This window comes from Pseudomonas sp. AKS31 (assembly GCF_023634765.1).
In the GTDB taxonomy this organism is placed as follows: Bacteria; Pseudomonadota; Gammaproteobacteria; order Pseudomonadales; family Pseudomonadaceae; genus Aquipseudomonas.
Genome location: NZ_JAMLFX010000002.1, coordinates 580,128 through 593,061, shown reverse-complemented (window position 1 = coordinate 593,061; position 12,934 = coordinate 580,128). Strand labels below are relative to the sequence as shown.

Annotated in this window: 12 protein-coding genes; 4 read left to right on the top strand and 8 right to left on the bottom strand. The window is 58.4% G+C overall.

The window, feature by feature from the left end; all coding sequences use genetic code 11:
* Positions 1-106: 106 nt before the first annotated feature.
* Positions 107-1,285 carry an MFS transporter gene (locus M9827_RS08710; RefSeq protein ID WP_250605086.1) on the top strand — a complete coding sequence of 393 codons (1,179 nt, stop codon included), beginning with the start codon at positions 107-109 and terminating at the stop codon, positions 1,283-1,285.
* Between the two features lie 155 nt (positions 1,286-1,440).
* A complete protein-coding gene (locus tag M9827_RS08705; protein ID WP_250605085.1) occupies positions 1,441-2,127 on the top strand; it encodes an HPP family protein in 687 nt (228 codons plus the stop codon).
* A gap of 84 nt (positions 2,128-2,211) precedes the next feature.
* On the opposite strand, the gene M9827_RS08700 is transcribed toward M9827_RS08705, so the two are convergent.
* Genes M9827_RS08700 through M9827_RS08690 form a run of 3 tightly spaced genes read right to left on the bottom strand, consistent with a single transcriptional unit; the run spans position 2,212 to position 3,870 of the window.
* On the bottom strand, positions 2,212-2,691 hold the full coding sequence (locus M9827_RS08700; RefSeq protein ID WP_250605084.1) for a magnesium and cobalt transport protein CorA: 480 nt from the start codon (positions 2,689-2,691) through the stop codon (positions 2,212-2,214).
* Complete coding sequence (locus M9827_RS08695; RefSeq protein ID WP_250605083.1) at positions 2,663-3,364, bottom strand: hypothetical protein; 702 nt, start codon at positions 3,362-3,364, stop codon at positions 2,663-2,665. The genes M9827_RS08700 and M9827_RS08695 overlap by 29 nt, the downstream gene beginning before the upstream one ends.
* Positions 3,364-3,870 (bottom strand): PAAR domain-containing protein, encoded by a 507-nt coding sequence (locus tag M9827_RS08690; protein WP_250605082.1) that lies wholly within the window; start codon positions 3,868-3,870, stop codon positions 3,364-3,366. Before M9827_RS08690 ends, M9827_RS08695 begins: the two co-directional genes overlap by 1 nt.
* Positions 3,871-4,266: 396 nt before the next feature.
* Here M9827_RS08690 and M9827_RS08685 point away from each other — a divergent pair, with 396 nt between their 5' ends.
* On the top strand, positions 4,267-5,373 hold the full coding sequence (locus tag M9827_RS08685) for an enoyl-CoA hydratase/isomerase family protein (protein WP_250605081.1): 1,107 nt from the start codon (positions 4,267-4,269) through the stop codon (positions 5,371-5,373).
* A 3-nt stretch (positions 5,374-5,376) separates the two neighbouring features.
* The gene (locus M9827_RS08680) at positions 5,377-6,528 is read left to right on the top strand and encodes an acyl-CoA dehydrogenase family protein (protein ID WP_003224706.1); all 1,152 of its coding nucleotides are present in this window, start codon (positions 5,377-5,379) and stop codon (positions 6,526-6,528) included.
* 561 nt (positions 6,529-7,089) lie between these two features.
* Here M9827_RS08680 and M9827_RS08675 read toward each other — a convergent pair.
* The 5 genes from M9827_RS08675 to M9827_RS08655 form a co-directional block, all read right to left on the bottom strand.
* Positions 7,090-7,863: an enoyl-CoA hydratase gene (locus M9827_RS08675; RefSeq protein ID WP_250605080.1), complete on the bottom strand. Its 774-nt coding sequence runs from the start codon at positions 7,861-7,863 to the stop codon at positions 7,090-7,092.
* Between the two features lie 15 nt (positions 7,864-7,878).
* Positions 7,879-9,006 (bottom strand): acyl-CoA dehydrogenase, encoded by a 1,128-nt coding sequence (locus M9827_RS08670; protein ID WP_250605079.1) that lies wholly within the window; start codon positions 9,004-9,006, stop codon positions 7,879-7,881.
* Positions 9,007-9,144: 138 nt separating this feature from the next.
* Positions 9,145-10,338, bottom strand: a complete 1,194-nt coding sequence (locus tag M9827_RS08665; protein ID WP_250605078.1) for an acetyl-CoA C-acyltransferase — start codon at positions 10,336-10,338, stop codon at positions 9,145-9,147.
* 12 nt (positions 10,339-10,350) lie between these two features.
* Entirely contained in the window at positions 10,351-11,112 is a 762-nt protein-coding gene (locus M9827_RS08660; protein WP_095126290.1) for an SDR family NAD(P)-dependent oxidoreductase, read from the bottom strand.
* Positions 11,113-11,128: 16 nt separating this feature from the next.
* Positions 11,129-12,793 (bottom strand): AMP-binding protein, encoded by a 1,665-nt coding sequence (locus M9827_RS08655; protein ID WP_250605077.1) that lies wholly within the window; start codon positions 12,791-12,793, stop codon positions 11,129-11,131.
* Positions 12,794-12,934: the final 141 nt, after the last annotated feature.

Genomic DNA, 12,934 nt, shown 5'->3' with positions numbered 1-12,934 from the left:
GGCTCGCTCCCACAGGCATTGTGTTATGGCGGCTTGACCGGTGGTGACTGGCCGGTAAGGATGGCGTACGCCCGCCCAGCATTTGAAATAAGGACATTGACCCTTCGTGGCTACCTACTCGCGCCTCATCCGCCGGTTGATGATCAGTTCGCTGACCGTCGTCATCAGCCGCGCGCTGATCAGCCCGCTACTGACGCTGTTCCTCAGCAACAAGCTCGGCCTCAACCCGCAAGACGTCGGTCTGCTGCTGGGCATTGCAGTGTTCAGCGCCACGTTGTTGTCGCTCTACGGTGGTTACATCATCGATCGGCTGGACAAGCGCCAGTTGCTGATCCTGACGATGCTCTCGAGCGGTGTCGGTCTGATTTTGCTGACCTTCGCGCAGAATCTGTACTGGGTCACTCTGGTGCTGATCATCAGCGAAACGGCGTCGGCGCTGTTCCTGATCTGCTCCAAAGCCATCCTCAGTGAAAACCTGCCGGTGGGCCAACGGGTCAAGGCGTTTTCCCTCAACTACACGCTGACCAACATCGGTTACGCCGTCGGCCCGATGATCGGCGTGGTAATTGCCGGCGTTCAGCCGTCAGCGCCGTTTATCGTCGCGGGGGCGATTGCCATCGGTAGCATCTTTCTGCTGCTCGGTGCCACGCGTGAAGTGAATCCGGTCTCGGCAATCGCTGCGCCACCCAGCTTTCTGAAAACCCTGATCATCCTGAAAAACGACCGCACGATGATCCTGTTTACCTTGGGCTGCCTGCTCAGCACGCTGGTGCACGGGCGCTTCACCCTGTATCTGTCGCAGTACCTGCTGGTCACCCACACCCAGCAACAGACGCTGGACACCATGGCCGCCCTGCTCGCCTGCAACGCGATCACGGTAATTGTGTTGCAGTACCAGATCGGCCGATTACTCACCCGCGAGCATCTGCGCCACTGGATTGCCGGCGGCACCGCGTTGTTCATCGTCGGGCTGATCGGCTTCAGTCTGGCTGACAGCCTGGTCGGCTGGTGCGTGGCGATGTTCATCTTCACCTTGGGCGAGATGATCATTTACCCGGCCGACTTTCTGTTTGTCGACACCCTCGCCCCGGAAGAATTGCGCGGTAGCTATTACGGCGCGCAGAACCTGGCCGCGCTTGGCGGTGCTTTCAGTCCGGTCATGTGCGGGTTTCTGCTGATGCACACACCGGCACCGAGCATGTTCTATGCCTTGAGCGCACTGGCGGCTGTGGGCGGCTATTTGTGCTTCGTCAGTGGCCGTCGCGCCGCCTCAATGCAAAAATAATGCACTAAATCTTCATTAATATGAATTTGTCAGCATCGACTTTGCCCGGCACACTGTGCGCGTTCCTCCCCCAATGTTGGAACCTTCGAGGGCTTTCCGGATAACCGGACAAGTCCTTTTTTTTGTCTCGAATTTGCTGCAAGGATCGGTTTCACATGCTCGCTCGCTGGTTGCCCGCCGCCATCAACACCCGTCCCACCGAATGGAGCCGCGCCGCGATCGGCATGGCGTTGGGCACGTTGTTCAGTGTGTGGTTGTGCGCGCAGGTGTTCGGCCATGAAGTGGCCTATCACCTGATCGGCCCGCTGGGCGCGTCGGCGGTGTTGCTGTTCGCCGTGTCCTCTGGCGCCCTCGCTCAGCCGTGGTCGATTCTCGGTGGTTATTTATGTGCCGGCGTTGTCGCACTGCTGGTGGCGCATGTGCTTGGCCGAACCCTAGGCAGCGCCTGTCTGGCGGCGGGTGTGGCGCTGATCCTGATGTGCTGGCTGCGTTGCCTGCATCCGCCCGCTGGCGCGTTGGCCCTGACGCTGGTGCTGGCCGATCCGGCGACCATCGCCATGGACTGGAAAGCCATGGAACCGGTGATGCTCGGCGCGGCGTGCATGCTGCTCAGCGCGCTTGCCTACAACAACCTGACACGGATCCGTTACCCGAAACGCCCGGCAGAACCGGCGCCGGTGCTTGGGCCGGTCGACAGTCAGGCGATCACCGCCGAAGACCTCAAGCGGGCGTTGGCCGACATGGAAGCGTTCATCGATGTCACTCCCGAGGATCTCGAACAACTGATCCACGCCAGCGAACTGCACGCCAAGCGTCGGAGCATTACCCAAACCTTCCGCTGACTCCGTGGAGCTGCCAAAGGCTGCGATCTTTTGATTTTGCTATTGAAGATCAGAAGATCGCAGCCTTCGGCAGCTCATAGTCGATCAATCTGGCATCGAGCGAATAATGTCGGCCAGATCATCCTTGGTTATTTCATTAGATTTAATAGCGGCGGCAATGTCTTTTTTGGAAAGGGGGAAACGCTTAAAAATTTCTTTCAACGTATCTGCATCAACATCAGACAACCAAAGGGGATCAACAAGTGAACCTTGATATTTTGGCTCCATTGGAACCTCGTCACCAACAATGGGACCATGGTGATTAAAATAAACCATGTACCGACTAAATCCTTCCGAGAAGCTTTTGTCATAGTAAACAGTAGCCCCCATAGGCAGCACATAGTAATTTTCATCACCGTTCTGCCCACCAATCAACATAGGTTCTCTAGTCTTAATCATTTTCATGCCTTGCGCCCTCGAAAAACCATTAAATATGACAAACATCAGCACTGCGATATTCACAAACACTGAAACAACCAACAAAGATGCAACCAACTTACTTCTTATATACGTTTTTCTTGTCATAGTGCGCTTCCGTGTTTCCTTCAAGCATTGCCTGAAAATCCGCAGGCATGAAAATACCATTTTCAGGAAGGTTTTGAGTGCGTGTAGCCTGCTTCTCTATCCATGAAAGCCCTCGCATCTCAGCATACTGCCCCGGATTTTGAATGATTGACTTCCCAGAAACCTTCGCCCCCTCTATTGTCATAGTGGTGCAGTTGTATGTTGTAGGATGATAGTCTTTTGGTAGAAGATAGCGCGTCGAGGTTGCAAACTTCTCTTTCACCTTCTTTCTTGACGCAATAATTTCAGCGAAGTGGGCATTCACCGCCTCGGCCTTCTGACTCTCCAAGTAATAGACGAAACCAGTAGTTGTCCTGCCATAACGATTTTCGTTAGAAATATAGCCTTTAAAAGAAGTCCAAACATTTAGCAGCCCTTCACCCTCACTATCAAAGGGGCCCCACGTTAGTCCGTAACGGCCAAAATCATATACAACATCCTTGCTACCTACCACAATGCGCAAGGCTGCGTGCCCATAAGGGTGAACCACCCCATCCCACTTATAAGGGCCGCCTACCAATATTTCCATATAGGCACCTGACACGACTACCTGATTAGTCTTGGTAGTTTTTCCTGATGCGCCTGTATTTTTTGCTGCCTGTGTGGTGCTGTTAGTTTTAGTAGGCTGAACCATTAAAGACGTTCCGTATCTTCAAGTTTCGGAAACTTTATGCTGCAACTCCCTCTAGGAATGTTTGCAACATGCACAAAGCCATTTTCGTCAAGGACGCCAGTCATCAAGGTTCCATCCGGCAGCGTCAGTTCATACGCCTCATTGGCGATAGGCTCATCTTTTTCGTTAAGCAACTGAAACTCGACAAAAGTCTTTTCTTTCAGAAACTGCGAGAAGAAGCTAGTGGGAGCGCCACCACCAGACTCACCGACGAAGGTGTCGGGTGATCCTGCAGAAATCGTCGCTCCGCATGCTGTTTGGGAGCCAACATGGGCAACGTCTTTGCCCAAACCGAAAACATGCGGTGCGCCCGTCGTTATGGGATTGCTGCCGTGAATTGGACAAGAGTAGATGTCTCCTACCAGCGCCACGGGCATTGAGTTAACAAAAATCGGGCTTGATCCGGTGGTGATATTGCCACCGTGACTGCCCGGATCTCCAAGTCGTGCGACTGGCTTTCCTGCCATCGTTTAGTCTCCTTCTAATACCACGAGGTGCGGATGTTACCTGATCTTTGATGGCTCCTGAACGAACGGAACTTAAACAACGGCCCCATGCGGCAAGGATGTTGTTTCGCGACGGGTGCGACGTGATGGATGTGCTCGGTCAACAGATTCTGAAACGGATCTGATGTAGGGTTATCCAGTACAACCAGGCTGTGATCTTCTGGAACTGATTTTTCAGGTCAACAGATCGCAGCCTTCGGCAGCTCCTACATGAGCGCGTACATTTTCGACCAAGGTAAAAACGCAGACAGGCCCTGCACATATCCCCGTTGTACACGGCAAATTTGCACTGTTACGATCCGGTAACGCTCGCGCGCGAGCTTCTCGAATAAAGACAATAAAAGCAGGGAGTTACTGATGACAGCTCAGGCTTCATCCCCGCGGACACCGTCCATGGATGCCACGCAGAACGAAGTGCTGGCCGACGTTCGCAACCACATCGGTCACCTGACCCTCAACCGCCCCGCCGGTCTCAATGCCATTACCCTCGACATGGTGCGTTTGCTGCAGCGCCAGCTCGATGCCTGGGCGACTGACGCCAATGTCCACGCCGTTGTCCTGCGCGGTGCCGGTGAAAAAGCCTTCTGCGCCGGTGGCGATATCCGATCCCTATACGACAGTTTCAAAAGCGGCGACACGCTGCACGAAGATTTCTTCGTCGAGGAATACGCCCTCGACCTGACGATTCATCACTACCGCAAACCAGTACTGGCGCTGATGGACGGATTCGTCCTCGGCGGCGGCATGGGCCTGGTGCAAGGCGCCGATCTGCGCGTGGTCACCGAGAAGAGCCGTCTGGCGATGCCCGAAGTGGCCATCGGTTATTTCCCGGATGTCGGCGGCAGTTACTTCCTGCCGCGCATTCCCGGTGAGCTGGGGATTTATCTGGGGGTCAGCGGCGTGCAGATTCGTGCCGCTGATGCGCTGTATTGCGGCCTTGCCGACTGGTATCTGGACAGCAGCAAACTGGCGCTGCTCGACGAAAAACTCGATCAGATGGAATGGCAGGACACGCCGCTCAAAGCCCTGCAAAACCTGCTGGCCAAACACGCCGTGCAAACCTTGCCCGATGCGCCACTTGAGGCTTTGCGCCCGGCCATCGACCATTTCTTCGCCCTGCCGGACGTGCCGAGCATGGTTGAGCAGTTACGCGCAGTGACCGTCGCCGACAGTCACGAATGGGCCACCACCACCGCAGATCTGCTGGAAACCCGCTCGCCGCTGGCCATGGCGGTGACCCTGGAGATGCTGCGTCGCGGTCGCCACTTGAGCCTGGAACAGTGCTTCGCGCTGGAGCTGCATCTGGATCGTCAGTGGTTCTCCCGTGGCGACCTGATCGAAGGCGTCCGCGCCCTGCTGATCGACAAAGACAAGACACCTCGCTGGAACCCGCCGACCCTCGCTGCGCTGGACGCAGGGCATGTCGCGAGTTTCTTCCACGGGTTTGCTGAGAGCGGGAGCTGAGCCATGCACGATCTCGAACTGACTGAAGAACAAGTGATGATCCGCGACATGGCCCGGGACTTTGCCCGTGGCGAAATCGCGCCCCACGCGCAGGCCTGGGAAAAGGCTGGCTGGATCGATGACGCGCTCGTCGCGAAGATGGGTGAGCTCGGGTTGCTCGGCATGGTCGTGCCCGAGGAATGGGGCGGCACCTATGTCGATTACGTTGCCTACGCCTTGGCCGTGGAAGAGATTTCCGCCGGTGACGGCGCGACCGGCGCATTTATGAGCATTCATAACTCGGTCGGCTGCGGGCCGGTGCTCAACTACGGCAGCGAAGCACAGAAACAGACCTGGCTGGCGGATCTGGCCAGTGGGCAAACCATCGGCTGTTTTTGCCTGACCGAACCGCAGGCCGGTTCCGAAGCGCACAACCTGCGCACCCGCGCCGAACTGCGGGATGGCCAGTGGGTGATCAACGGCGCCAAGCAATTTGTCAGCAACGGCAAACGGGCGAAACTGGCGATCGTCTTTGCCGTGACTGACCCGGATCTGGGCAAGAAAGGTATTTCGGCGTTTCTGGTGCCGACCGATACAGCGGGGTTTATCGTTGATCGCACCGAGCACAAAATGGGCATTCGCGCCTCCGACACCTGCGCGGTGACGTTGAACAACTGCAGCATTCCCGAGGCCAATCTGCTCGGTGAACGCGGTAAAGGCCTGGCAATCGCTCTGTCCAACCTTGAAGGCGGACGCATCGGCATCGCCGCGCAAGCACTGGGCATTGCCCGTGCCGCGTTCGAAGCAGCGCTGGTGTATTCGCGCGATCGCATCCAGTTCGGCAAACCGATCAACGAGCACCAGAGCATCGCCAACCTGCTGGCCGACATGCACATGCAAATCAACGCGGCGCGGCTGATGATCCTGCATGCGGCGCGGCTGCGTACGGCGGGAAAACCGTGCTTGTCCGAAGCGTCACAGGCCAAGCTGTTTGCGTCGGAAATGGCCGAGAAGGTGTGTTCATCGGCGATTCAGATTCATGGCGGGTATGGGTATCTGGAAGATTATCCAGTCGAGAAGTATTACCGTGATGCGCGGATTACCCAGATCTATGAAGGGTCGAGCGAGATTCAGCGGATGGTGATTGCGCGGGAGTTGAAGAACTATCAGTTGTAACGGTGTTGGCCCCTTTCCCTCACCCCAACCCTCTCCCGGAGGGAGAGGGAGCTGACCGGGGTGTCTGGCGTTATGCATCGACCTGAAAAATCGAGTCGATTATCGATTGGATAAACCAGGTCGATCAGGGATTCAGCAAATTCTTTCAGGTCGGCGTACCTCCCAAACATCCCCCAATCAGTCTCCTCTCCCAGAGGGAGAGGGAGCTGACCGAGGTGTCTGGCGTTATGCATCGACCTGAAAAATCGAGTCGATTATCGATTGGATAAACCAGGTCGATCAGGGATTCAGCAAGTTCTTTCAGGTCGGCGTACTTCCCAAACATCCCCCAATCAGTCTCCTCTCCCAGAGGCAGAGGGAGCTGACCGAGGTGTCTGGCGTCATGCATCGACCTGAAAAATCGAGTCGATTATGGATTCAATAAAGCACTTCCAGGTCGGCGTAAATCTGAAATATCCCCCAATCAGTCCCCTCTCCCTCCGGGAGAGGGTTAGGGTGAGGGGCTTTTGATTTTGATTTAAATCAAGCCTGCTCGCGAAGGCGTCAGCTCAGGCACCGCATTTATTTGCCTTTGAACTCAGCCTCACGCTTGGCAATAAACGCCGCCATTCCTTCCTTCTGATCCTGCGTGGCAAACGCCGCATGGAACACCCGGCGTTCAAAACGCACACCTTCAGTCAGGTTCACTTCAAAGGCACGGTTCACGCTCTCCTTGACCATCATCGCAATCGGCAACGACTTGCTGGCAATCACTGCGGCCACTTTCAGCGCTTCATCGAGCAACTCATCACTCGGCACAATCCGCGCAACGATGCCGCAACGCTCGGCCTCCACCGCATCGATCATGCGCCCGCTCAGACACATTTCCATGGCTTTGGCCTTGCCCACGGCGCGGGTCAGACGCTGGGTGCCGCCCATGCCCGGCAGCACACCCAGGTTGATTTCCGGCTGTCCGAATCTGGCGTTGTCGCCGGCCAGAATGAAGTCGCACATCAACGCCAGCTCACAACCACCGCCGAGGGCGAAACCATTAACGGCGGCGATGATCGGTTTACGGCGATTGGCCACGCGATCACTGTCGCTGAACAGATCGTCCATGTAGATCTGCGGGTAGGTCAGCTCAGCCATTTCCTTGATGTCGGCACCGGCGGCAAAGGCCTTTTTCGAGCCAGTGAGGACGATGCAACCAATGTTCGCATCGGCTTCCAGCGCATCCAGGGCCTGGTTCACTTCGCTGACCAGTTGCGCATTCAGGGCATTCAGCGCCTGCGGGCGGTTGAGGGTAATCAGGCCAACACGGCCATGGGTTTCCAGCAGGATGGTTTGGTAAGTCATGAATAAAATTCCTTGTCAGAGATTGCGCGAAATGACCATGCGCTGAATATCGCTGGTGCCTTCATAGATCTGGCAGACGCGCACGTCGCGGTAGATGCGCTCCAGCGGGAAGTCGTTGAGGTAACCGTAACCGCCGAGGGTTTGCAACGCCATCGAACAGACCTTCTCGGCCATCTCCGAGGCGAACAGTTTGGCCATTGATGCCTCGACCAGCGCCGGTTGCCCGCTATCACGCAGGGCCGCCGCGTAATGCACCATCTGCCGGGCGACGGCGATTTGCGTGGCCATGTCGGCCAGGCGGAAGGCCACGGCCTGATGCTCGATGATCGGCTTGCCGAAGGTGTCGCGCTCACGGGCGTAATCGCGCGCCGCTTCAAACGCCGCGCGGGCCATGCCCACAGCTTGCGATGCGATGCCGACGCGGCCGCCTTCAAGGTTGGCCAAGGCAATCTTGTAGCCCTCGCCCTCCTCGCCCAATCGGTTGATCACCGGTACTTTGACGTCTTCGAAAAGGATCTGGCAGGTGTCAGAGGCGTGCTGGCCGAGCTTGTCTTCGACGCGAGCGACTTTGTAGCCCGGTGAATCGGTCGGCACGATAAACGCGCTGATGCCGCGCTTGCCGGCACTCGGATCAGTGACCGCAAACACAATCACGACCCCGGCGTTCTGCCCGGAGGTGATGAACTGTTTGCAGCCGTTCAGCACATAGTGATCGCCTTCCAGGCGAGCGCGGGTTTTCAGGCTGCTGGCGTCGGAACCGGCTTGCGGTTCGGTCAAGGCAAAGGCACCGAGCATGGCGCCGCTGGCCAGCGGTTTGAGGAAACGTTCACGTTGATCGTCGTTGCCGAACTTGAGAATCGGCACGCAACCCACCGAGTTGTGCACGCTCATGATCGTCGAGCAGGCGCCGTCGCCGGCGGCGATTTCTTCAAGGGCCATGGCGTACGCCAGGTAACCGGTGTCGCAACCGCCCCACTGTTCCGGCACGAGCATGCCGAAGAAGCCCAGCTCGGCCATTTCAGCGATGGCTTCCTTGGGGAAACGGTGCTCGCGATCCCACTCGGCGGCGAACGGTTTCAAGCGTTCCTCGGCGAACTGCCGGGCCATGTCGCGGATCTGGGTTTGGTCTTCGTTGGGAATCATGGTGAATCCTTAAATCCGGTTTACACACGGTCCCCTGTAGGAGCTGCCGCAGGCTGCGATCTTTTGATCTTGATTTAAAAACAAGATCAAAAGATCGCAGCCTCGTTGCACTCGTCAGCTCCTACAGGATTAAGGTGTTTAGTAGACGCATTCCACGGCCATGGCCGTCGCTTCACCGCCGCCGATGCAGATGGCTGCCACACCGCGTTTGAGGTTCTTCTGGCGCAAGGCCGAGAGCAGCGTCACCAGAATCCGCGCACCCGATGCGCCGATCGGATGGCCCAGCGCACAGGCACCGCCATGCACATTCAGCTTGTCATGCGGGATTTCCAGGTGCGTCATCGCCGCCATGCCCACCACGGCAAACGCTTCGTTGACCTCGAACAGATCGACATCACCCAGCGACCAGCCGGTTTTCTTGATCAGTTTCTTGATTGCACCAATCGGCGCCACCGGGAACAGGCCCGGTGTGTCGGCGAACGCAGCGTGGCCATGGATCACCGCTAACGGTTTCAGCCCGAGCTTCAGCGCCTGCGACTGACGCATCAACACCAATGCCGCCGCGCCGTCAGAGATCGAGCTGGAGTTGGCCGCCGTCACCGTGCCGCCCTCGCGGAACGCCGGTTTCAGCGAGGCAATCTTGTCCAGTTTGGCTTTTGGTGGCTGTTCGTCGTTACTGATCAGCACCTGTTCTTTGCCGACGGTCACGGTCAGCGGGACGATTTCGTCCTTGAAGCTGCCGTCCTTGATCGCCTGCTGGGCGCGGGTGGTCGAGGTAATGGCAAAGGCGTCCTGCGCCTCGCGGCTGAAGTGGTTGGTCTCGGCGCAGTCTTCGGCGAAGGTGCCCATCAGGCGGCCCTTGTCGTAGGCGTCTTCGAGGCCGTCGAGGAACATCGAGTCGAGCACGCGGCCGTGGCCCATGCGATAACCGGCGCGGGCACGATCCAGCAGATACGGCGAGTTGGACATGCTTTCCATGCCGCCAGCGATCACCACATCGGCACTGCCAGCAATCAGCATGTCGTGGGCGAGAATGGTGGTTTCCATGCCCGAGCCGCACATCTTGTTGACCGTGGTGCAACGGGTCGATTTATCCAGCCCGGCGCCCAATGCGGCCTGACGCGCAGGCGCCTGACCGAGGCCTGCAGGCAATACGCAACCGAACAGCACTTCATCGACCGCGTCGCTGGCAACACCGGCCCGTTCAACCGCAGCCTTGATTGCAGCAGCACCGAGTTGCGGCGCGGTGAGGCTTTTCAGTTCGCCCTGAAAGCCGCCCATCGGCGTGCGCACGGCACTGACGATGACAATCGGATCGTTGGAAATAGTCATGACAAATCCTCCTTACTTGGCGGCCATGCGCAAGGCACCGTCGAGACGGATCACCTCGCCGTTGAGCATGCTGTTTTCGATGATATGCCGAACCAGCGCAGCGTACTCGGCAGGCTTGCCCAGACGTGGCGGGAACGGTACGCCGGCGGCCAGCGAATCGCGGACTTCCGGGGTCATGCCGGCCATCATCGGCGTTTCGAAAATGCCCGGGGCGATGGTCATCACACGGATGCCGAAGCGTGCCAGTTCACGGGCGGCCGGCAGGGTCAGGCTGGCGATCGCGCCTTTCGAAGCGGAATACGCCGCTTGGCCGATCTGCCCGTCGAACGCGGCCACCGAAGCGGTGTTGATGATCACACCGCGTTCACCGTCGGCATTGGCCTCGGCTTCTGCGATTGCCGCAGCAGCCAGGCGCAGCATGTTGAAACTGCCGATCAGGTTGACGTTGATCACTTGGGCAAAGCTGCTCAATGCATGCGGGCCATTCTTGCCGAGGATCTTCTCGCCACGGACGATACCGGCGCAGTTGACCAGGCCGTTGAGGCTGCCAAAGGCTTTGACGGTGGCCTGCACGGCGGCTTCGGCGGCGGCCTCGTTGCTGATATCGGCCACCACGCTTTGCGCACCCAAACGCTGCGCCTGAGCGGCCACGGCTTCGGCATTCATGTCGACCAGCATGACTTTGGCGCCGGCACTGACCAGCAACTCAGCGGTGGCGGCGCCCAGGCCGGACGCGCCGCCGGTGACGATAAAAACCTTGTTTTCGATCTGCATGACTGTACTTCCTGATTCAAGCTGAAACGTTGTGCGCCGCGGCCTCTTGAGCCTTGGCGATTTCCTGGTTGCGCAAGATAAAGCGCTGCAATTTGCCACTTGGGGTCTTGGGCAATTCGCTGACAAATTCGATTTCACGCGGGTACGAATGCGCGGCCAGACGCTTGCGCACGTGTTGGCGCAACTCTTCGGCAAGCTCGGGTGCGGCGCGGTATTGCGCGCTCAGCACAACAAAGGCTTTGACCAGTTCGGTGCGCTCCGGATCGGGTTTGCCGACCACCGCCGCTTCGACCACTGCCGGGTGTTCGATCAGCGCGCTTTCCACGTCGAACGGACCGACGCGGTAGCCGGACGTGGTAATCACGTCATCGCTACGGCCGACGAAGCTGATGCTGCCGTCCGGGTTCCATTCCACGGTGTCGCCGCTCAAGTAGTAATTGCCGACGAAGGCTTTGGTCGGCGCGCCTTCATAGCCGCCAAACCAGCACATCGGCGATTGCGGCCGGTCGATGGCGAGAATCCCCGGCTGGCCGACGCCGAGTTCGTTGTACTGCTCGTCGAGCACTACGATGCGATGGCCCGGCGAGGCGAAACCGGCAGCACCGACGTGCACCGCGTGATCGAGGCCGTGGTGGTTGCACAGGACCATGCCCAGTTCGGTCTGACCGTAATGGTCGTGGATGACCACACCGAGGTTATCGGCGAACCAGCGAATCACCTCCGGATTCAGCGGCTCACCGGCGCTGCTGACGATGCGCAGCTTGCCCTTGATCGACTTGGCGAATTCGTCACCGCCAGCGATCAGCAAGCGGTACGCAGTTGGGGAGCCGGTGAGGTTGGTGATGCCGTACTTGTTGATCACCCGGCATGTGCTTTCGAGGGTGAACGGGCCATCGTAGAAGGTGATCGGATGGCCCATCGACAACGGGCCGGTGACGCCGAAATAGATGCCGTACGCCCAGCCCGGATCGGCGACGTTCCAGAAGGCATCTTCGGGGCGCAGATCGACGGCATCGCGGGTGTAGCTCTGGAACGCGACGATGGCTTTAAGCGGTACCGACAGGGCTTTCGACGGCCCGGTGGTGCCGGACGTGAACATCAGCAGGAACGGGGCTTCGCCGGTCAGCAATACCGGTTCGCAGACATTGGAATAATTGCCCAGCTCGGCCCAGAAGCTGAAGTCGCCACGGACGATGCCCTGGCCTTTCGCGCCGCCGACGGTGACGAGGGTCGGGCAATCGGCGACTTCGGCGAGTTTCGGTCGGTTGACCGCATCGGTGACCACGACTTTGGCACCGGAGCTGTTCAGGCGATGTTCGAGGGCCTTGGGGCCGAATGCGGTAAACAGCGGTTGATACACCGCGCCAATGCGCCAGGTGGCGAACACGGTGATGAGCAATTCGATGTTGCGCGGCAGCAGGCCAGCGACCTTGTCGCCCTTCTGCACGCCTTGGGCGAGGAGGAAGTTGGCGAAACGCGCGGCTTTGTCCTGCAGGTCGTTGAACGTGTACGTTGCACTGGCGCCGTCGCGGCCCTCCCAGAACAGCGCAATGCGCCCCGGCAAGGCATGCCGGTCGCAACATTCGACGCAGGCGTTGAGCGCCTCAAGCGAACCGCTGAGCGCGGCATCCACGGTGTGCTGATAGTTGAACTGTGCGGTGGCAGACAAGTAATCGCGCATTGCCTGAATCCCTCTGTTTTTTATTAGGCTGGGAACCGTAAACAACAGGGGGATAATCGCGCTGTGGGGCGGTGGCGGCAATGGTCAAAGCCATCAATGTGGCTGACTGGTTTGGCCATGGTTTAAGTTTTGTGTCGCCTG

Excerpts from the sequence above, each read along its gene's own strand:
- M9827_RS08675 (WP_250605080.1), bottom strand. The coding sequence starts at position 7,863 with ATGACTTACCAAACCATCCTGCTGGAAACCCATGGCCGTGTTGGCCTG.
- M9827_RS08660 (WP_095126290.1), bottom strand. The coding sequence starts at position 11,112 with ATGCAGATCGAAAACAAGGTTTTTATCGTCACCGGCGGCGCGTCCGGC.
- M9827_RS08655 (WP_250605077.1), bottom strand. The coding sequence starts at position 12,793 with ATGCGCGATTACTTGTCTGCCACCGCACAGTTCAACTATCAGCACACC.
- M9827_RS08690 (WP_250605082.1), bottom strand. The coding sequence starts at position 3,870 with ATGGCAGGAAAGCCAGTCGCACGACTTGGAGATCCGGGCAGTCACGGT.
- M9827_RS08685 (WP_250605081.1), top strand. The coding sequence starts at position 4,267 with ATGACAGCTCAGGCTTCATCCCCGCGGACACCGTCCATGGATGCCACG.
- M9827_RS08700 (WP_250605084.1), bottom strand. The coding sequence starts at position 2,691 with ATGACAAGAAAAACGTATATAAGAAGTAAGTTGGTTGCATCTTTGTTG.
- M9827_RS08680 (WP_003224706.1), top strand. The coding sequence starts at position 5,377 with ATGCACGATCTCGAACTGACTGAAGAACAAGTGATGATCCGCGACATG.
- M9827_RS08695 (WP_250605083.1), bottom strand. The coding sequence starts at position 3,364 with ATGGTTCAGCCTACTAAAACTAACAGCACCACACAGGCAGCAAAAAAT.
- M9827_RS08670 (WP_250605079.1), bottom strand. The coding sequence starts at position 9,006 with ATGATTCCCAACGAAGACCAAACCCAGATCCGCGACATGGCCCGGCAG.
- M9827_RS08665 (WP_250605078.1), bottom strand. The coding sequence starts at position 10,338 with ATGACTATTTCCAACGATCCGATTGTCATCGTCAGTGCCGTGCGCACG.
- M9827_RS08705 (WP_250605085.1), top strand. The coding sequence starts at position 1,441 with ATGCTCGCTCGCTGGTTGCCCGCCGCCATCAACACCCGTCCCACCGAA.